Origin of the sequence: Pseudomonas sp. KB_12 (assembly GCF_052114545.1) — a bacterium.
Taxonomy (GTDB): domain Bacteria; phylum Pseudomonadota; class Gammaproteobacteria; order Pseudomonadales; family Pseudomonadaceae; genus Aquipseudomonas; species Aquipseudomonas brassicacearum.
In genome coordinates this window covers 1-16,572 of the sequence record NZ_JBFREY010000027.1, presented here as the reverse complement: position 1 = coordinate 16,572, position 16,572 = coordinate 1, and the positions used below count along the sequence as shown (strand labels likewise).

18 protein-coding genes and 1 tRNA gene are annotated in these 16,572 nt (G+C 59.4%); 7 read left to right on the top strand and 12 right to left on the bottom strand.

From position 1 onward, the window contains the following. Nucleotides 1–90: 90 nt before the first annotated feature. From flgE to AB4Z20_RS20395, 6 genes are all read right to left on the bottom strand, one after another. Nucleotides 91–1,389, bottom strand: coding sequence for a flagellar hook protein FlgE (flgE, locus tag AB4Z20_RS20420; RefSeq protein ID WP_253477302.1), 1,299 nt, complete (start codon nucleotides 1,387–1,389; stop codon nucleotides 91–93). A gap of 28 nt (nucleotides 1,390–1,417) precedes the next feature. Beyond that, nucleotides 1,418–2,140: a flagellar hook assembly protein FlgD gene (gene flgD / locus AB4Z20_RS20415; RefSeq protein ID WP_214509553.1), complete on the bottom strand. Its 723-nt coding sequence runs from the start codon at nucleotides 2,138–2,140 to the stop codon at nucleotides 1,418–1,420. 15 nt (nucleotides 2,141–2,155) lie between these two features. Continuing rightward, nucleotides 2,156–2,599: a flagellar basal body rod protein FlgC gene (flgC, locus tag AB4Z20_RS20410; RefSeq protein ID WP_003204730.1), complete on the bottom strand. Its 444-nt coding sequence runs from the start codon at nucleotides 2,597–2,599 to the stop codon at nucleotides 2,156–2,158. Nucleotides 2,600–2,602: 3 nt separating this feature from the next. Further along, the gene (gene flgB / locus AB4Z20_RS20405) at nucleotides 2,603–3,010 is read right to left on the bottom strand and encodes a flagellar basal body rod protein FlgB (protein ID WP_253477305.1); all 408 of its coding nucleotides are present in this window, start codon (nucleotides 3,008–3,010) and stop codon (nucleotides 2,603–2,605) included. A 359-nt stretch (nucleotides 3,011–3,369) separates the two neighbouring features. After that, nucleotides 3,370–4,197, bottom strand: coding sequence for a protein-glutamate O-methyltransferase CheR (gene cheR / locus AB4Z20_RS20400; protein WP_214509551.1), 828 nt, complete (start codon nucleotides 4,195–4,197; stop codon nucleotides 3,370–3,372). Nucleotides 4,198–4,251: 54 nt separating this feature from the next. Next, complete coding sequence (locus AB4Z20_RS20395; protein WP_214509550.1) at nucleotides 4,252–5,178, bottom strand: chemotaxis protein CheV; 927 nt, start codon at nucleotides 5,176–5,178, stop codon at nucleotides 4,252–4,254. A 79-nt stretch (nucleotides 5,179–5,257) separates the two neighbouring features. On the opposite strand from AB4Z20_RS20395, the gene flgA reads away from it, so the two are divergent. From flgA to AB4Z20_RS20375, 4 genes are all read left to right on the top strand, one after another. Then, nucleotides 5,258–6,022: a flagellar basal body P-ring formation chaperone FlgA gene (gene flgA, locus AB4Z20_RS20390; protein ID WP_253477308.1), complete on the top strand. Its 765-nt coding sequence runs from the start codon at nucleotides 5,258–5,260 to the stop codon at nucleotides 6,020–6,022. A 172-nt stretch (nucleotides 6,023–6,194) separates the two neighbouring features. Next, complete coding sequence (gene flgM, locus AB4Z20_RS20385) at nucleotides 6,195–6,512, top strand: flagellar biosynthesis anti-sigma factor FlgM (protein ID WP_253477311.1); 318 nt, start codon at nucleotides 6,195–6,197, stop codon at nucleotides 6,510–6,512. A 47-nt stretch (nucleotides 6,513–6,559) separates the two neighbouring features. Then, entirely contained in the window at nucleotides 6,560–7,027 is a 468-nt protein-coding gene (locus AB4Z20_RS20380; RefSeq protein WP_214509548.1) for a flagella synthesis protein FlgN, read from the top strand. Nucleotides 7,028–7,119: 92 nt separating this feature from the next. Next, nucleotides 7,120–7,866, top strand: coding sequence for a flagellar brake protein (locus AB4Z20_RS20375; RefSeq protein ID WP_253477314.1), 747 nt, complete (start codon nucleotides 7,120–7,122; stop codon nucleotides 7,864–7,866). A gap of 61 nt (nucleotides 7,867–7,927) precedes the next feature. On the opposite strand, the gene AB4Z20_RS20370 is transcribed toward AB4Z20_RS20375, so the two are convergent. From AB4Z20_RS20370 to AB4Z20_RS20350, 5 genes are all read right to left on the bottom strand, one after another. Then, on the bottom strand, nucleotides 7,928–9,295 hold the full coding sequence (locus AB4Z20_RS20370; RefSeq protein ID WP_253477317.1) for an MFS transporter: 1,368 nt from the start codon (nucleotides 9,293–9,295) through the stop codon (nucleotides 7,928–7,930). A 70-nt stretch (nucleotides 9,296–9,365) separates the two neighbouring features. Then, nucleotides 9,366–10,607 carry a glutamine synthetase family protein gene (locus tag AB4Z20_RS20365; protein WP_253478635.1) on the bottom strand — a complete coding sequence of 414 codons (1,242 nt, stop codon included), beginning with the start codon at nucleotides 10,605–10,607 and terminating at the stop codon, nucleotides 9,366–9,368. A gap of 334 nt (nucleotides 10,608–10,941) precedes the next feature. After that, complete coding sequence (locus AB4Z20_RS20360) at nucleotides 10,942–11,634, bottom strand: sensor histidine kinase (RefSeq protein WP_253477319.1); 693 nt, start codon at nucleotides 11,632–11,634, stop codon at nucleotides 10,942–10,944. Beyond that, entirely contained in the window at nucleotides 11,627–13,234 is a 1,608-nt protein-coding gene (locus AB4Z20_RS20355; RefSeq protein ID WP_214509545.1) for a tetratricopeptide repeat-containing response regulator, read from the bottom strand. The genes AB4Z20_RS20360 and AB4Z20_RS20355 overlap by 8 nt, the downstream gene beginning before the upstream one ends. Before the next feature lie 350 nt (nucleotides 13,235–13,584). Continuing rightward, a tRNA-Arg gene (locus tag AB4Z20_RS20350) sits at nucleotides 13,585–13,661 on the bottom strand. A 525-nt stretch (nucleotides 13,662–14,186) separates the two neighbouring features. On the opposite strand from AB4Z20_RS20350, the gene AB4Z20_RS20345 reads away from it, so the two are divergent. From AB4Z20_RS20345 to AB4Z20_RS20335, 3 genes are all read left to right on the top strand, one after another. Continuing rightward, nucleotides 14,187–14,513: an Arc family DNA-binding protein gene (locus AB4Z20_RS20345; protein ID WP_053124387.1), complete on the top strand. Its 327-nt coding sequence runs from the start codon at nucleotides 14,187–14,189 to the stop codon at nucleotides 14,511–14,513. Between the two features lie 167 nt (nucleotides 14,514–14,680). Next, nucleotides 14,681–15,481: an AraC family transcriptional regulator gene (locus AB4Z20_RS20340; protein ID WP_253477323.1), complete on the top strand. Its 801-nt coding sequence runs from the start codon at nucleotides 14,681–14,683 to the stop codon at nucleotides 15,479–15,481. 91 nt (nucleotides 15,482–15,572) lie between these two features. Continuing rightward, nucleotides 15,573–16,181, top strand: coding sequence for a LysE family translocator (locus AB4Z20_RS20335; RefSeq protein ID WP_253477325.1), 609 nt, complete (start codon nucleotides 15,573–15,575; stop codon nucleotides 16,179–16,181). Between the two features lie 202 nt (nucleotides 16,182–16,383). On the opposite strand, the gene AB4Z20_RS20330 is transcribed toward AB4Z20_RS20335, so the two are convergent. Then, nucleotides 16,384–16,572, bottom strand: a 189-nt coding sequence (locus AB4Z20_RS20330; RefSeq protein ID WP_442090494.1) for a hypothetical protein, incomplete at its 5' end; no start/stop codon positions are given.

Here is a 16,572-nt window from a genome sequence, read left to right as displayed (position 1 = left end):
AGGCCGGCACAGGCACCACAAAAATAGCCGCCCACAAAAAAGCCCCTCTTTCGAGGGGCTCCTTGTGCAGCCTTCAAACAACCATCGATATCAGGCCATCTGAATGATGGTCTGCATGATGGTGCTCTGGGTGGAGATGGTCTTGGCGTTCGCCTGGTAGTTGCTCTGGGCCTTGATCAGCTCGACCAGTTCGTTGGTCAGGTTGACGTTGGACTCTTCCAGGGAGTTGGAGACGATCGAACCCAGGGTGCCGGTTTGTGGAGCATCGTAGCCTGGGATACCCGAGGCAAAAGTTTCCTTCCAGCTGGTGCCGCCTATTGGCTGCAGGCCTTGCTCGTTGGTGAAGCTGGCGAGGGCGAGCTGGCCGATCGGCTTGGTCTGGTTGTTGCTGAAGTTGGCCAGCAATACACCGCTGCCGTCGATGGTCAGGTTGGTGATCTGGCCAGTGGCGTAGCCGTTCTGGGTTGGGATCGACCGGGCGGTGTCAGCGTTGAATTGGGTGGTGTTGCCCATGGAAATCGTGATGGTCGGCGCACTGGCGGCGCCGTTGGCGGTCCATACGCCGTTGGTCACAGTGCCGGGGACCCAACCGGTCAGTACCAGATCGCTATTGACCGTCGCTGGCGGAGTGGTGACCGTGGTCAACTTGCCGCTCGAATCGAAGTTCATGGTCGAAGGAACCGGCGCAGTCGCACCCGTCGTGGTCGGCAAGCTGCCGTTCAGGTTACGACCATCGATCAAGGTATAGACATTCCAAGTGTTGCCGGCAGTCTTGACCATGTACTGGTCCATGGAGTGCTGGTTGCCCTGGGTGTCATAGACCGGGGTAGTGAACTGCTTGGTGAACGTGGCCGTGTCAGCCGGATTGAACGCCGCAGTGATCGGCGTCGCCGTCGAGTTCAGGTTGATCGTCGACGAAACCAGGCTGGTGGCAGTCGGCGGCAGGTTCGAGGTGTCGATGCGCAGGTCGGTCAGGATACCGTTCTGGATCTTGCCGTTGGCATCCACGCCATAGCCCTGCAGGCGCGACGTGCCGTCGCTGTTGGTGATGAAGCCTTCCTTGTCGGTCTTGAAGGTACCGGCACGGGTGTAGCTCAGGGAACCGTCGTTGCTCAGGACAAAGAAGCCCTGGCCCTGGATGCCCATGTCCAGTACGTTGCCGGTGTTGTTCACATCACCCTGGCCGAACTGCTGGGAAACGTTGGCCAGGCGTACGCCGTTGCCGACGGTCTTGCTACCCGAACCCAATTTGGTGGCCGAGTAGACGTCTTCGAATTCCGCGCGGGACGATTTGAAACCGGTGGTCGCCACGTTGGCGATGTTGTTGCCGGTCACGTCCAGCTGTTTGTTGGCTGCATAGAGACCGCTAAGGCCGATGTTGAAAGACATGTTGACTCCTTTTGCCGGTTAGTCGGCTCTACATACCAATAGTTTGTACTTTGGACAGGGCAATGCTGCCCAGCCCGGCCAGGTTGAGCATCAGCTCACCGCCCGTCTGGCTGATCGTCACGCTGCTGACCGTGGCCGGCAGGTTGGTGATCAGCGACGTGGCCTTGCCGTCGATGGTGGTCGAGGCCGCGAAGGTGTAAGTGCCCGATTCAACGACCGTGCCCGCATCGTTCTTGCCATCCCAGATGAACGCGGAGTTGCCGGCGTTCTGGCTGCCCAAGTCGATGGTGCGAACGGTCTTGCCGTCCTTGTCCACGATCTTGACCGCGACGGAGGACACCGATGCCGGTACCACCACCGTGCCGTTGAGGCTCTTGGAGGTATCGACCACGGCTTTGTCGCCCGGAGCGATGACCGAGCGACCGACCAGCGACGAGGCTTGCAGGGCCTGGGACGAGTTGTAGTTGCCAGCGATACCGCTCACGGTGTCGTTAAGGGTGGTGATGCCTTCCAGGCTGCTGAACTGCGCCAGTTGGGCAACGAACTCGCCGTTATCCTGTGGCTCCAGCGGGTTCTGGTTTTTCAGCTGGGTCACGAGCAACTGCAGGAACGCATCCTTGCCCAATTCCTTCTTGCCGGTCGCCGCACCGGTCGCCGCGCCGAGGGCATCGGTGGTGGTGTTGGTCTTGACCGAGGAATTGGCCAGGATCTCGTTCAGGCTCAAGCCGCTGGTAGTGTTGGTAACGCTCATGTGAATCGCCCCTTATCACTGACCGAGGGTCAGGACCTTCTGCATCATGGTTTTGGCGGTGTTCATCATTTCGGCGTTGGTCTGGAACGAACGACTGGCGGAAATCATGTCGGCCATTTCTTCGACAACGTTGACGTTCGGGTAGTAGACATAGCCCTTGGCATCAGCGGCCGGGTGGTTCGGCTCATAACGTGCTTCGAGGTTGCTCTGGTCTTCGACTACGCCAAGCACCTGTACGCCCTGCCCGGCCGCGTCCTGCTCCTGGAACAGCGAGTCGCTGCCGCCGGACTGGCCGCCCTGGAACATGGTGGCGAATACCGGGTGGCGGGCGCGGTAGGTCTGGTCGATGCTCGACGAAACGGTCTCGGCGTTGGCGATGTTACTGGCGACGGTGTTCAGGCGAGTGGTCTGGGCACTCATGGCACTGCCGGCAATGTTGAATACGCTAGCAATCGACATGGCTTACTCTCCGCGCAGGGCCGATACCAGCCCTTTGAACTTGCTGTTGAGCAGGGTGAAGCTGGCCTGGAAGTTCACGGAGTTTTCCGCGTAGTTGGACTGTTCCAGTTGAGCGTCCACGGTGTTCTGGTCGATCGAAGGCTGCATCGGCGTGCGATACATCAGCGATTCGTCGCCATTGCCCAGGCCTTCGGCTTCGATATGCCGGTTGTTGGTCATGTTCAGGGCGAAGCTGCCGCTCTTGGTCTTCTCGTTCTGCTCGGCGAGCACTTTGGAGAAGTCCAGGTCCCGAGCCTTGTAGTTCGGGGTGTCGGCGTTGGCGATGTTGTTGGCCAGGACTTCGGCACGCTGGGCGCGGAAGCTCAGGGCCTGTTCGTGGATACCGAGCGCTTTATCGAAGCTGATGCTCATGTCGGAAACCTTTGGGTGACCAGAATGTACGTACGATGGACTTAGCAAGCGCCGTGCCACTTTGGAAAAGCCCATAAACTGGGGCTTTGCGGGCATCGGCAAAGCGGCAATGCCAGAAAAGCGGCAACTGGCTTCCGCCGGCTGCCGCTTTTCTGCCGCTTTCGCCCAGGCAATGGGGATCAAATGTGGGAGCGAGCTTGCTCGCGATAGCGGTGTGTCAGTCAACATTGATGTCGCCTGCAATACCGCTATCGCGAGCAAGCTCGCTCCCACAGGGATAATGGTGATGGGGAGGAAATTAGCGGGCAAAAAAAACGGGAGCCCGTGGGGACTCCCGTTTTTTTGACAGTTCAAGCCAATCACTTCGCCTGGTAAATGATCCCCGGGCTGCACTGGACCATCTGGTAATGATCCGGCAAACCGTTCAACGCCTCGGAGGCGCCGAGGAACAGGTAGCCGCCCGGCTTGAGCGTGCTGTGGATGCGCAGCAGGATGTCTTTCTTCACTTCGGCGGAGAAGTAGATCAGTACGTTGCGGCAGAACACGATGTCGAACTTGCCCAGGCTGGCATAGCTGTCCAGCAGGTTGAACGAGCGGAACTCCACCCGGCTCTTGATCGGCGCCTTGACCACCCATTTACCCGGCCCTTTCGGATCGAAGAACCGTTGCAGGCGATCCGGCGACAGGCCCCGGCCGATGGCCAGGCTGTCGTACTCACCGGTCTTGCAGTTATTGAGCATGGTCCCGGACAGGTCGGTGGCGACGATCTGCACGCCGCCTTTCAACTGGCCGAGGTTGGACCGCTCGAACTCATCGATGGACATCGACAGCGAATAGGGTTCCTGTCCCGACGAACAGGCCGCCGACCAGATCCGCAGACGCTGGCCTGGGCTCGCCTTAATGGCCGCCGGCAGCACTTTGTTCTTCAACACCTCAAACGGATAGGTGTCGCGAAACCACAGGGTTTCGTTGGTGGTCATCGCGTCCACCACCATCTCGCGCAAGCCACTGCGCGGCTGGGTCTGGATACGCTGCACCAGTTCGCCCAATGACTTGAGGCCCTGTTGCTCCATCAATTTATTGAGACGGCTCGACACCAGGTACTGCTTGTTTTCACCAAGCAAGATGCCACAGGCTTTTTCCAGGAAGACCCGGAACTGCTCGAAATCCAAATTACCCGTAGACAAGATACCGCCTCTTTCATCGTGTTGACTTGCCGGGCGCACAACGCGCCCAACCTTTTATTCTGCTGCTTTGATCCGCTCGACGACCCGGGAAGCCAGGTCATCGGGACGGAATTTCGCCAGGAAATCGTCGGCGCCGACCTTCTTGACCATCGCCTGGTTGAAAACCCCGGACAACGAAGTATGCAAGATGATGTGCAGCTTTTGCATGCGCGGGTCGCTGCGGATTTCCGACGTCAGGGTGTACCCGTCCATCTCCGGCATTTCGATGTCGGAGATCATCATCAGGAACTCTTCCTCAGGCTTCTTGCCCTCGTCGACCAGTTTGCGCAGGTAATCCAGCGCCTGTCGCCCGTCATTCAACGCCACCACCTCAACGCCAATCGTTTGCAGGCAACGGGTCACCTGCTTGCGGGCCACCGAAGAGTCATCGACGGTCAACACCCGCAGCGAAATCGCCTTGTGCTGGGTTTCGGCATCCACCACTCCCATGGAGATCGCTTCCGGCGTGGGCGCTACTTCGGCGAGGATCTTCTCCACGTCGATGATTTCCACCAACTGGTTATCGACCCGAGTCACTGCCGTGAGGTAGTGATCGCGGCCGGTGCCCTTGGGCGGTGGATGGATCTCTTCCCAGTTCATGTTGACTATGCGCTCCACCGAGCGGACCAGGAAACCCTGGGTCTTGGTGTTGTACTCGGTGATGATCACAAACGGATTGCTCTGGTCCAGCAGCCGACCGGAACCGGTCGCCATCGCCAGGTCGAGAATCGGGATGGTCGCACCCCGGATATTGGCCACACCGCACACGACGGGGCTGGACTTGGGCATCAAGGTCAGCTTGGGGCATTGCAGCACCTCGCGAACCTTGAACACGTTGATCCCATACATTTGTTGGCCGTCGAGACGGAACAACAACAGCTCCAGGCGATTCTGACCGACCAGCTGAGTGCGCTGGTTTACCGAATCCATTACTCCCGCCATGCCCTGACTCCTACCTAACGCTAATGTGTCCGACGCGCATTCATTCACTAAACGGCACGGGGCTTGCTATTGAACCGGCATGAACGCACAAACGACATTTTCTCGACGCCTGACCACTCACTGCCGCCACTGGCTCGGTGCACTGCTGGCTGTCTGCCTGTTCACTTCGGGCGGTCCTGCCCTTGCTGCTGTTCCGGTTACCTTGCCTGATCTCCTTATCGGCGTCACTCAGGGCTTTCTTGAATTCACCGTAGAAGACTATCTGGCTACCAGTCAAACCGAAGGGCGTTACGAAATCGAAGTCAACCAACTCGACCCTCGCCTGCGCATGCCGATGTGCGACAAGGAATTGACTGCTTCGCTGGAGAGTCCCGCTCGCCCGCTGGGCCGCGTCACGGTGAAGGTTCGTTGCGACAGCGCCGCGCCCTGGACGGTGTTCGTGCCCGCTCAAGTGCGCCTGTTTCGGGAAATTGTCACCACCACTCGTCCGCTCAAGCGGGCCGGGATCGTCGAGCCCCAGGACGTGATGTTGCGTGAACGGGACATCAGCCAGATCACCCAGGGCTTCCTGACCTCCGTCGATCAGGCCATCGGGCAGAAACTTGTCCGACCAATGGTCGCCGATCAGGTCGTGACGCTGGTGCATCTGGAGCAGGCCGAGGTGGTCCGCAAGGGCGACCAGGTGGTGATCACCGCCCGCAGCGGCTCCCTGGCCGTGCGGATGCCCGGCGAAGCCCTGTCCAACGGCGGCATGAGTGAACAGATACGGGTAAAAAACCTTAATTCCCAGCGCGTGATCAAGGCGCAGGTGACGGCCCCAGGCCAAGTGGAAGTGGCGATGTAGTGATCAGGTAGAGGAGGTAGAAAGCTGGCGCTTGATCCCGGTGTTCCCTAGACTGTGCCTTACGCAAAGGCAAGCGCAGACGTGCGCACGTTCATTTCATAAATGAGCCTAAAGTTTTTTTGGGGATGGCCGAAAACATGGCAAGCGTCCAAATACCCAGAGGTTTTTTACCATGGTCATCGATTTCAATCGTTTAAACAGCTCTTCACCGCTGACAGGCACTACGCGTACCAGCGCCACCAAGGAAACCGCCGAAGCCGGCAAATCCGCGCCGCTGCCTACACCCGCCGAACAAATCAGCAACGGGGAGTCGGTACACCTCAGCACTGAGGCTCAGCAGTTGCAGAAGGTCACTGACAAGCTGCGCGATCAACCTGTCGTCGACAACGCCCGCGTGGCCGAGTTGAAAGCAGCAATCGCCGATGGCAGCTACAAAGTCGACAGCAACCGCGTAGCCAGCAAACTGCTCAACTTCGAAGCCCAGCGCTAGGCCGCCGCCTGCGCCAGGCTTTTGGACGCTAAGACCCAAGGCCAGCCATGCACGACACTACTTTATTGCAACTGATCATCGACGACTTCGTTCCAGCGCAACAATTGCTGGAGTTATTGCAGGCCGAATCCTTGGCACTGCACGGTCGTGACATGCCTTTGCTGGAAACTATCCTGGCGCAGAAACAGGCACTGATCATCTTGCTCGACCAGCATGGCCGCAAGCGCAGCGAGATCCTCACCAGCCTCAACCTGCCCGCCAGTCCTGACGGCCTTGAGCAGTTGGCCAGCCAGTCGACCGTCGGCGACCAGTTGCGCTCCCAGAGCAAAGTGCTCAACGACCTGCTCGCCCAATGCCAGGCAACCAACGCTCGCAACGGCCAGTCGATCCTGATGCAGCAGGCCGCCACCGCCAACCAGTTGCGCATTCTCAACGGTGGCGAGATCCCGACGCTGTATGACGCTAGCGGTTCAACGGCCAGAATGGTCAAGCACCGCCCGCTCAGCCAGGCATGAAACGAACAATGCCTTCGCTCTATCAACGCGCGATACATGCTGGCAAAATGCCGGCCATTCGTAGTCGTATTTTGCCTGGAGATTGACTCACCGTGTTCAATGCCTCAAACGCGGATGATGCTCCGCAGCCCCCCAAGGTCCTCACCACACCCCTGGAAATCGCCGGCAACCTGCGGATGCTGCAAGATAGCCACGACCCGCTGATCATTACCTTCCATGAACGTACCCAGCGCTTCCAGAGCTATCTGGTCGACGTCGATCGCGAGACCAACTCCATCGCCCTGGATGAAATGATTCCCCGGGATGGCGAGCGTTTCCTGCTGGCCGGCGAGCCTTTTCGTGTCGAGGGTTTCCATGACGGCGTGCGTATCGCATGGGATGGCAAGGGTCCACTGACCATTGATGAATCCAGCGACGGTCGCTGCTATCGCGGCGCCCTGCCCGACGAAGTGGTCTACCACCAACGTCGCAACGCCTTCCGCGCCGCCCTGAAACTGGCACAGCTGGTAAGCGTTGAACTGGGCGGCGACAAGATGAAGTCCCCGGTGGACGGCAAGCTGCTGGACATTTCCGCCACCGGTTGCAAGTTACGCTTCGAGGGCGACATCACAGAGCGCCTGCAATTGGGCCAGGTGTACGAGCGCTTCATCGCAGCCCTGCCGTTTGGCAACATGACCGCGCCAGTCGAGCTGCGCTACCTGCATTTCGAAGAAAGGATCAACACCACGTTCGCCGGTGTACGCTTCCACAACATCAGTGGCCTGGTGCAACGGCAGGTCGAGCGGTTCGTCTACCAGCTCCAACGAGAAGCCCGGCGCTTCGATAAAGACGACCTCTGATTTTCGAGGCATAAAAAACGGGCAGTCCCTTGCGGCGACTGCCCGTTTTTTTATGCCTGCTTCAAGGTCTGGCCTGGGTAAAACTCGGTGTCTCAGGCGTCTCGGCTTCAGTTTCAGCCTCCGCCGCAGTCTCAGTGGCCGGCTCAGGCTCCACGTCCGGATTGGCCGGCGCCTGCATTTGCTCCTGCACCACCTGCTCATCCACCCGCGGATCAAGACACGCCACCAAAGGCGAACTCGACATGCTGTCCGGCATCGCCACGTGATGCAGCGGTGCGTCATCGACCTGATGCAAGTTGGTCACCGCTTTCGGCCGGATCCGCCACACCAGCACCAAGGCAAAGAAGGCGAAGAAGGCGTAGAGCATCTGGCTGCCGAACATCTTCATCAGCACGCCGGCCACCAGCGGCCCGATGCTGGCCCCCACGCCGTAGGTCACCAGCAGCATCGCGGTCAGGGACACCCTTCGATCAGCTTCGACGTGGTCGTTGGAGAACGCTACCGCCAGCGGATACAGGCAGAACTGCACCAGCGAACAGAAGAACCCCGCGACGAACAGCACCTCCAGCGGCACCGTCGGAAGAATCGCCAATGGCAGCGCACAGATCGTCAGGACCAGCGCAAAGCAGCGGATCAGCAGCGCCCGGTCATATCGATCGGACAGCCAGCCCAGGGGCCACTGCACCAGCAGTCCGGCGAAGATGCAGCTACCCATGAACAGACCGACCTGCTCGGTCGACAGGCCCTGCTGAGAGGCATACAGGGGCGCCAGGCCATAGAACGAGCCGACGATCAACCCGGAGCCCAGCACAGTACTCAATGACTGCGGCACACGCTTGATGAAGAAGCGCGGCTCCATGGGCGCCGGATGCAGCGCCGCCGGGTGAATCCGCCGGGTCAGTGTCACCGGCACCAGGCACAAGGCGAAGCACAGCGCCACCAGCATCAACAGCTCAAGCCCCAGGGCCGGGTGCATGACCAGGATCAACTGACCCAGCACCAACCCCAGGTACGAGGCGATCATATAGCCGCTGAACACCACCCCACGCTGCTTGGCATCGGCTTGCTCGTTGAGCCAGCTCTCGATGACCATGTACTGGCACATCATCCCGAGGCCGACAATCATCCGCAGCACGATCCAGGCCGGCAGCCAGTCCACTAGGCCATGGCCCAGCACTGCCGCCCCGACAATCCCGGCGCAGGCCGAATAGGCGCGGATGTGGCCGACACGAGCGATCAGCCGGTGGCCGATCTTGCCACCCAGCACCAGGCCGAAATAGTTGGCAGCCATCAGCGCACCGACCCAGAGGCTGTCCACATGGTCGGCGGCCAGGCGCAAGGCCAGGTAAGTACTCAAGAGGCCCGAGCCGATCAACATCATCAGCGAGGCGAAATAAAGCGCTCGAAAAGGTTTCCAGATTTGGCGCATCGGCGTTCCGAGCGGCTCCTTGAGGTGAGTAAGGGCTACCTGTTGAAGATAGCCCGAATGCGACGGTTCGTTAGGCCTGGGCCGCCAGGACACGCCGCTCCCAGGGCGTGATTTCATCGAAGAAGCTGGTCAGTTCCAGGGTCTTGGAGGCGATGTAGCCTTCGATGAACTCCGTACCGAACAGTTCCTTCGCCAGATGACTACGCTTCAGACGCTCCAAGGCGGCATGCAAGGTACATGGCAGCGACAGATTATCCGGCACTTCGAATTCACCCTGGATCGCCGCGCTCGGCTCCAGCCGATGTTCAATCCCATACAGCCCGGCGGCCAGGCTGGCGGCAATCGCCAGGTAGGGGTTGGCATCGGCCCCCGGCAAGCGGTTCTCGACCCGCCGGGCCACTGGCGAACTGGCGGGAATCCGCAACCCGGCCGAACGGTTGTCGTGGGACCAGCAGGCATTGTTCGGCGAGGCGAACGGGTGGCACAGGCGCTGGTAGGAATTCACGTTCGGCGCGAACAACGCGGTGAAATCCGCCAGGCACGCCTGTTGCCCACCGATGAAATGCCGGAAAGTCGCCGTCGGTTCGCCTGCCTCGTCGCTGAACACGTTGCGACCGCTGTCCGCCTCGACGACGCTCTGATGGATGTGCATCGAACTGCCCGGCGTGTGGGCCAGGGGCTTGGCCATGCAGACCACGGTCAGGCCGTGCTTGAGCGCCACTTCCTTGAGCAGGTGCTTGAACAGGAAAGTCTGGTCGGCCAGCAACAGCGGGTCGCCGTGCAGCAGATTGATCTCGAACTGGCTTACGCCCATTTCATGCATGAAGGTGTCGCGAGGCAGGCCCAGCGCCGCCATGCATGCATAGACCTCACTGAAGAACGGGCGCAGGCCATTGTTGGAGCTGACGCTGAACGCCGAATGGCCGTCTTCGCGACGTCCATCCAGGCCCATCGGCGGCTGGAACGGCTGGGTCGGGTCCGGATTGGGGGCGAACACGAAGAATTCCAGTTCGGTCGCCACCACCGGCGCCAGGCCAAGGGCGGCATAGCGAGCGACAACCGCCTTGAGCTGGCCGCGCGTCGAGAGCCGGGAGCTTTCACCGGTCAACTCGTCGGCATCGCAGACCGCCAGGGCACGGGGCTGCTGGCTCCAAGGCAGGCGATGAATCTGTTTCGGATCGGCCACCAGCGCCAGGTCGCCGTCGTCGCTGCCGTAGAAACGCGACGGCGGATAACCACCCATGATGCATTGCAGCAGCACGCCCCGCGCCAACTGCAACCGCCGGCCTTCGAGGAAACCCTCAGCGGTCATTACCTTGCCCCGCGGCACGCCATTCAAATCCGGTGTGACACATTCAATCTCATCAATGCCCGTCAGTCGCTGCGCGAGTGAACGCTGGCCATCGGTCGTCATGACGCAATCCTTGTTATGTGCGAGCCGCGAACGGCAACCCGTACAAAATAGGCTTCGGCTGTTCGGAATATCAAGCACCCACAGACAATTAAAATCTTGTGCAATACGAGTGTGGGAGCGAGCTTGCTCGCGATGGCTTCGGCTCAGTCAATATTGAGCTGACTGATACATCGCTATCGCGAGCAAGCTCGCTCCCACAGGGGATTTTTGCTGTTTTTTATAAAGCGCACGCTCAGGGCAGGTAAAGCCGGAACACCCCACCGCCCAACACACCGCCATTGGCAATCTCGGTACGCCCGCTCACGCCGCCGCGCTGGTGCAGCCCGGCGATCCGCGCGGCGAAGTACAGGCCCAGCCCGGTGCTGCCGCTGCTGTGGTTGATGCCCTGCACATACTCGGCCTGACGCTCGATCATCTCTGGCGGGTAACCTTCGCCGTCGTCATTGATCGTCAGCACCAGTTGCCCGGCCTCGTCGCTGACACTGATCAGCAGTGCCTGGCGCGCATGGCGAATGGCATTGTTGATGCAGTTGTCGAGCACCGAAGCAATCAGTTCACGGTCGAAAAAGCCCAAGGGGCTGAGCGGATCGACGTCATAAGTGACCATGATCCCGCGACTGCGGAACACGTCCTGATGGCCGGCCAGTTGCGCCTCGATGAAGTCATCCAGCTCATGGTAGGCCGGGTGCAGCGGCAACTGGTTGACACCGAGCTTGTACAGCCCCAGCAGTTGCACCAGCAAACCATTGAGATGGGCGAACTCGAACTCGATGACGCCTTGCTCCGAGGTCTGGCGCTCGGCGTCGGGCAAGCGCTCGAGCCATTGCGTATGCGTCTGCATGAGCAAGGTCAGGGAGTTCTTCATGTCGTGCACGGTAGACGCGATCACCGTGGAAAAATCGAGGGCCTGTTCGCTGTCATTCATCGCCAAATGCCTTGCTTCGCAGTTTTTGATAACGCGCAAAACGCGCATCGGTGTCGGGCATCATGCCCACCAGTTTCAGACAGGCGCGGCACTCCTGCAGCAGTTCCGACTCCACGCTGGTGTCGGTGCCATGCAGCAGCGATTGCGCCATGTTCAGGGCAATACTGATGTTCTTCGGTTGCATCTTCAGGGCGCGGCGGAACAGCTCCCGCGCCTCCGGCAACGCGCCGGTCTTGTAGACCCGCACGCCTTCGCGGTTCAACTCGGCGGCGGCATTGCCCTGGTTGAGGATGTTCGGATCGTCGGTCAGCTTGGCGATGCCTTGCATCACCGTCGGGTCATCACCGTAGATTTCCGCGCAGTTCTTGAGCATCGACTCGCCGGCACTGGTCTGGCCAAGCATTTGCAACTGCTTGGCCACCAGCAACGCGGCCTCGGCGCTCATGAATTGCTCCATGCCATCGAGGCGCTGCAAAGCCTGTTCGGTGAGCTTCTCGGCAGTTTCGGCATCGTTGAGCAACAGGCTGGTGGCCTTCATCAGCCGCGCCCGAACCTGCAGCCCCGGGTCGTTGAGGTTCTCCTTCGCCACGGCGCTGAGCGTGGTGTTGATCTCCAGCCGTGTTCGGGTATCGAGGCCTTTTTCGCTGCCCTTGCTGATCAACGCATGGGCCAGGCCGAGGTTGCTTTCCGGGTCCTTGAAGCGCGACTGCGCGCCCTGCCCGACCGCCTGGCGATAGGCCCGGGAAGCCGTGTCGTAGTCTTCGTTGGTCATCGCCAGCTTGCCCAACAACGATTGGCGACGCACCGCCAGCGGCGACAGGCGCACCGCCTCTTCCAGCACGTGCTGCGCCTGTTTGGTGTCACCTTCGGCCACCAGCACGTCGGCCATGCCGTCGTACAACGCCGGCATCATTGGAAAGACTTTCAGGGCCTTTTCATAAACGGCCTTGGCCTGCGCCACCTGGCCACGCTTGAACATCAACTTCCCAAGCCCCACGTAGGCCCACGGCAACGGGCGATCCGCGATGATGGAGTTGTATAGCCGCTCAAGGGCCTCGTTCTGATTCAGGTCGCGCAACGCATCGGCTCGATAACGCAGGCACAACGGTCCGTAGCGCGGATCCTGCTTGCACAGGGCGATACAGGCATTGAGCACTTCCATCGGCTTGCCACGATCGAGGGCTTGCAGGATCGGCTTGAGCAGGGTCTTGCGCTGCTCGAGCCGCTCCAACCGCTGGGCCAGGCCGGAGCGGTTGAACGGTTTGGTCAGGTACGCATCGGGCTCATGCTCCAGGGCACTGAGCACCATCGCCTGGCTGGTCTCGGCGGTCACCATGAGGAAGACACTTTCATGGCTGATCAACTTTTCGACCATCAGGTCTTCAAGCACCTGCTGGCCATTCTTGCGCCCATCGCCCAGGTGATAGTCCTGCAAGATGAAGTCATAGCGTTTCTGCGAACACATGCGCAGCGCCACTTCACCGGTGTCGGCGGTGTCCACGTCCTTGACGCCCAGCTCACGCAGCATGGAGCGGATCGAACTGCGGAAATCCGAGAAATCATCGACGATCAAAAAACTTTTTTGGTGGTACGCCAGCATCGAGGATGTCCAGGCAAGTAAGAAAATAACCCAATGGCATAACAACGAAACGCCGTGTCACAGCCCCGAGGCGCGCAGATGATAGCCACCAACCAGCAACGTTCAAGGGATTTCAGCAACCGCTTGGCCTGGCTGAGTCGTGACGCACATTGCGAGCCGAAACGTTGGAGAGAAACGGGCTCATCGGGTTATCGGCAGGAGATGGCGTTCCGTTAAGGGGAAGGTGTGGGAGAAACCGAGTGCGAAGGATCAGCTAAACACAGAACCCGTGGCGAGGTTGTTGATCGTTCGGGAGATGGGGATGCGAGCAGGAAAAGTCAGCGACAATTTCGCTAACCCATTGTTTATAATGGTGTCCCAGGGCAGGTTCGAACTGCCAACCTTCCCCTTAGGAGGGGGATGCTCTATCCAATTGAGCTACTGAGACACGAGTCGACCACGAGAGACGCGGTGCGCAGGACGGCGTGCATGTTAACGACCTGCCCTGCGTTTGTCATGTCGCCCATGGCTTTTTAAGTGTAGGCAAATAGTAGTCCCTGTAAGGCTGACAGATCCTGGACGTCGAGCTTAGGCCGCCATTCATCTGTCCTGGCTCGCTTATCCTAGTAAATCGGCCATTTGCCACTATCCTGTACAAGACAGGGACGGCACACGTTTTTGTCCATTTCCGTTATCCGCCAGACGGTATGGCACATAGACACAATCCGACGGTCACAGATGCGAACCTGTTGTTTTTTACCAACCAGTCCGCATTTTTTGATGAAGGGTACTGGCAGAACGCCTTTACCCGGATCAGAATTTGTCACAGAATTGGCGCCAATGATCTGGCAATTTTGAGGCATGATGCGGGCCTCTTAACAATTCAGGTTGAACATTTGGCAATGGAGCTTGTCCTATCGACATCCTGCGGCCAATCCCGAGAACCGCTCCCCTGAACTAACCGGTTAAATATATGCGCCCAATGAAACAGGCAATTTATTCCAGCCGTACGGCTGACAAGTTCGTCGTACGTCTGCCAGACGGAATGCGGGAACGCATTGCCGAAGTGGCTCGCAATCATCACCGCAGCATGAACTCTGAAATCATCGCGCGTCTTGAGCAAAGCCTTATTCAGGAAGGCGCGCTGGGTGAAGAGTTGAGCATGCGCCTGGACAGCCCAGAGCTGTCATTGCATGAGCGCGAACTGCTTCAACGCTTCCGACAACTCTCCCATCGCCAGCAGAACGCCCTCGTTTCGCTGATTGCCCATGACGCAGAAATGGCCGCAGACGCGACCTGATAGCCCAAAAATACTCAAGCCAGCCTCGTGCTGGCTTTTTTTTGCCTGGCGTTTGGCCTCAAGCCTGCTTTTCAAGCACTCATCAGAGCCATCGATCCAACACCACTGCTGATCCATGGCAGTGATGCTAAATTGATCCGCTAAAAAGTATGGGCATGGAGGCCTGCATGACAGGTCACGCATTCAAGATTCAAAGAATCCCAGGGCTGGGCGTGGAAATCGTCGAGGCCGATTCAGATCGAACGTTTGTCCGGCATATGCACGAGCATTTCGGCATTGGCTTGCTTGTGCGCGGAGCGCAACGCTCAGCCAGCGGCCGAGGCCAGGTAGAAGCGACGGCTGGCGACCTTATATCGGTCAATCCGGCCGAAGTGCATGACGGCGTCCCCATCGGAAACGGAACGCGTCGTTGGCAGATGCTGTATTTCGACCCGCCGTTGATTGCGCAGGCATTCAAGGATATGGCGCACGATGGGGGCATCTGCGCCCAGGAATTCGCCTATCCGGTACTGCAAAGCCCGCGTGCAGCAGAATTGTTCCGCACTTTGTACCAAGCCGTCGCTCAAGCCGAGGAGTTTGGCGATCACTTGAAGATCGAAGAAACGCTCGTGCTTTTGCTCGAACATCTGCTGGATCGCTCCATGCCGATAGCGTCTTTGCCGGAGGTCGCGGCAAACCGTGCAAAAGCCTTGATCGACGACGATCCGCAGTCGTCCATGTCGCTTGCCCTGCTCGCCAGGGAGGCCGATTTAAGCCGCTTTCAACTGGTACGCGCCTTCACCCGCCTGACCGGTTTGACACCCCACGCCTATCTGCTGCAACGACGCATCCACCGAGTACGACAACTGATCGCTGCTGGCATGCCGCTGGCCGATGCGTCCCTGGCCAGCGGTTTCGCCGATCAGAGCCATATGACTCGATGCTTCGTGCGCAGCTTTGGATTCTCACCGGGCATGTACGTCCGGTAAGGACACCCATAGCGACCTGCAATTTCGTTCAAGACGCCCCTTCTCACTGCAGGCAGGCTGGAGACTTCATAACTGCCAAGGTCGGCGTCGCATGAACCTCGAATTTTTTATCACTTCCCTGATCGTGGCAGCTTCGCCTGGCACTGGCGTGGTCTATACGGTGGCGGCCGGCCTGGCCCGGGGCTGGCGCGCAAGCGTGGTAGCGGCATTGAGTTGTACCCTGGGGATTGTGCCGCACATGCTGGCAGCCATCACGGGCCTCGCTGCACTGCTGCACACCAGCCCATTGGCCTTCGAGATCGTCAAGTACCTGGGCGTCGCTTACCTGTTGTGGATGGCATGGAACACGCTCCAGAGCCATGGGGCATTGCATATTGATCCGCACAAGACTCCGCGATCGAATGGCGCGGTGATTTTGTCGGGCATCTTGATCAATCTGCTGAATCCAAAGCTGTCGATTTTTTTCCTGGCCTTTCTACCGCAATTTCTCGCGCCAGGAGAAACGGATGCCATGTGGCGCATGCTGCAACTGAGCTTCATCTTCATGGCGATCACCTTTGCCGTCTTCGTCATCTATGGCGTGCTCTGCGCATCGATGCGCCGCCATGTTCTGGAGCGCCCATCCGTGTTGCAGTGGATACGCCGGCTATTCTCGGCAGCTTTTTTGTTACTGGCGGCGCGATTGGCGTTGATGCAGTGATGCGTGGGGGATTTTGCGTGATGAACAAAACCGCCAATAGGTTAGTGCTCGGAGATTTTGATCTGCCGTTCAGGGGGGCAAACGACACAAAAACCTGTGGGAGCGAGCTTGCGCGTGATGAGGCCGGCACATCCAACATCACCGCAAACTGACCCTCCGCCTTCGCGAGCAAGCCCGCTCCCACAGGAGAAATGCGGTCTCATCAAGAACCAGGTCGGCTATCAGGCCGCCTCGCGGTAGACGTTGATCTCGGCGCCCCGTTAACCACGATGGCCGAACGCAGGCATTGTGGAGTGGGCATCCCGGCATGGATGCCGGGATAGCCGCGCTGGGCCATGGATGGCCCTTCGCGGCGGGCCCACGGAGCAATGCCGGAGTGAGGGCATGCCGA

Coding starts and splice junctions, on each gene's coding strand:
- flgE (WP_253477302.1), bottom strand. CDS start 1,389: ATGTCTTTCAACATCGGCCTTAGCGGTCTCTATGCAGCCAACAAACAG.
- flgD (WP_214509553.1), bottom strand. CDS start 2,140: ATGAGCGTTACCAACACTACCAGCGGCTTGAGCCTGAACGAGATCCTG.
- flgC (WP_003204730.1), bottom strand. CDS start 2,599: ATGTCGATTGCTAGCGTATTCAACATTGCCGGCAGTGCCATGAGTGCC.
- flgB (WP_253477305.1), bottom strand. CDS start 3,010: ATGAGCATCAGCTTCGATAAAGCGCTCGGTATCCACGAACAGGCCCTG.
- AB4Z20_RS20395 (WP_214509550.1), bottom strand. CDS start 5,178: ATGGCGGGAGTAATGGATTCGGTAAACCAGCGCACTCAGCTGGTCGGT.
- flgA (WP_253477308.1), top strand. CDS start 5,258: ATGAACGCACAAACGACATTTTCTCGACGCCTGACCACTCACTGCCGC.
- flgM (WP_253477311.1), top strand. CDS start 6,195: ATGGTCATCGATTTCAATCGTTTAAACAGCTCTTCACCGCTGACAGGC.
- AB4Z20_RS20380 (WP_214509548.1), top strand. CDS start 6,560: ATGCACGACACTACTTTATTGCAACTGATCATCGACGACTTCGTTCCA.
- AB4Z20_RS20370 (WP_253477317.1), bottom strand. CDS start 9,295: ATGCGCCAAATCTGGAAACCTTTTCGAGCGCTTTATTTCGCCTCGCTG.
- AB4Z20_RS20365 (WP_253478635.1), bottom strand. CDS start 10,607: ATGACCGCTGAGGGTTTCCTCGAAGGCCGGCGGTTGCAGTTGGCGCGG.
- AB4Z20_RS20360 (WP_253477319.1), bottom strand. CDS start 11,634: ATGAATGACAGCGAACAGGCCCTCGATTTTTCCACGGTGATCGCGTCT.
- AB4Z20_RS20355 (WP_214509545.1), bottom strand. CDS start 13,234: ATGCTGGCGTACCACCAAAAAAGTTTTTTGATCGTCGATGATTTCTCG.
- AB4Z20_RS20345 (WP_053124387.1), top strand. CDS start 14,187: ATGCGCCCAATGAAACAGGCAATTTATTCCAGCCGTACGGCTGACAAG.
- AB4Z20_RS20340 (WP_253477323.1), top strand. CDS start 14,681: ATGACAGGTCACGCATTCAAGATTCAAAGAATCCCAGGGCTGGGCGTG.
- AB4Z20_RS20335 (WP_253477325.1), top strand. CDS start 15,573: ATGAACCTCGAATTTTTTATCACTTCCCTGATCGTGGCAGCTTCGCCT.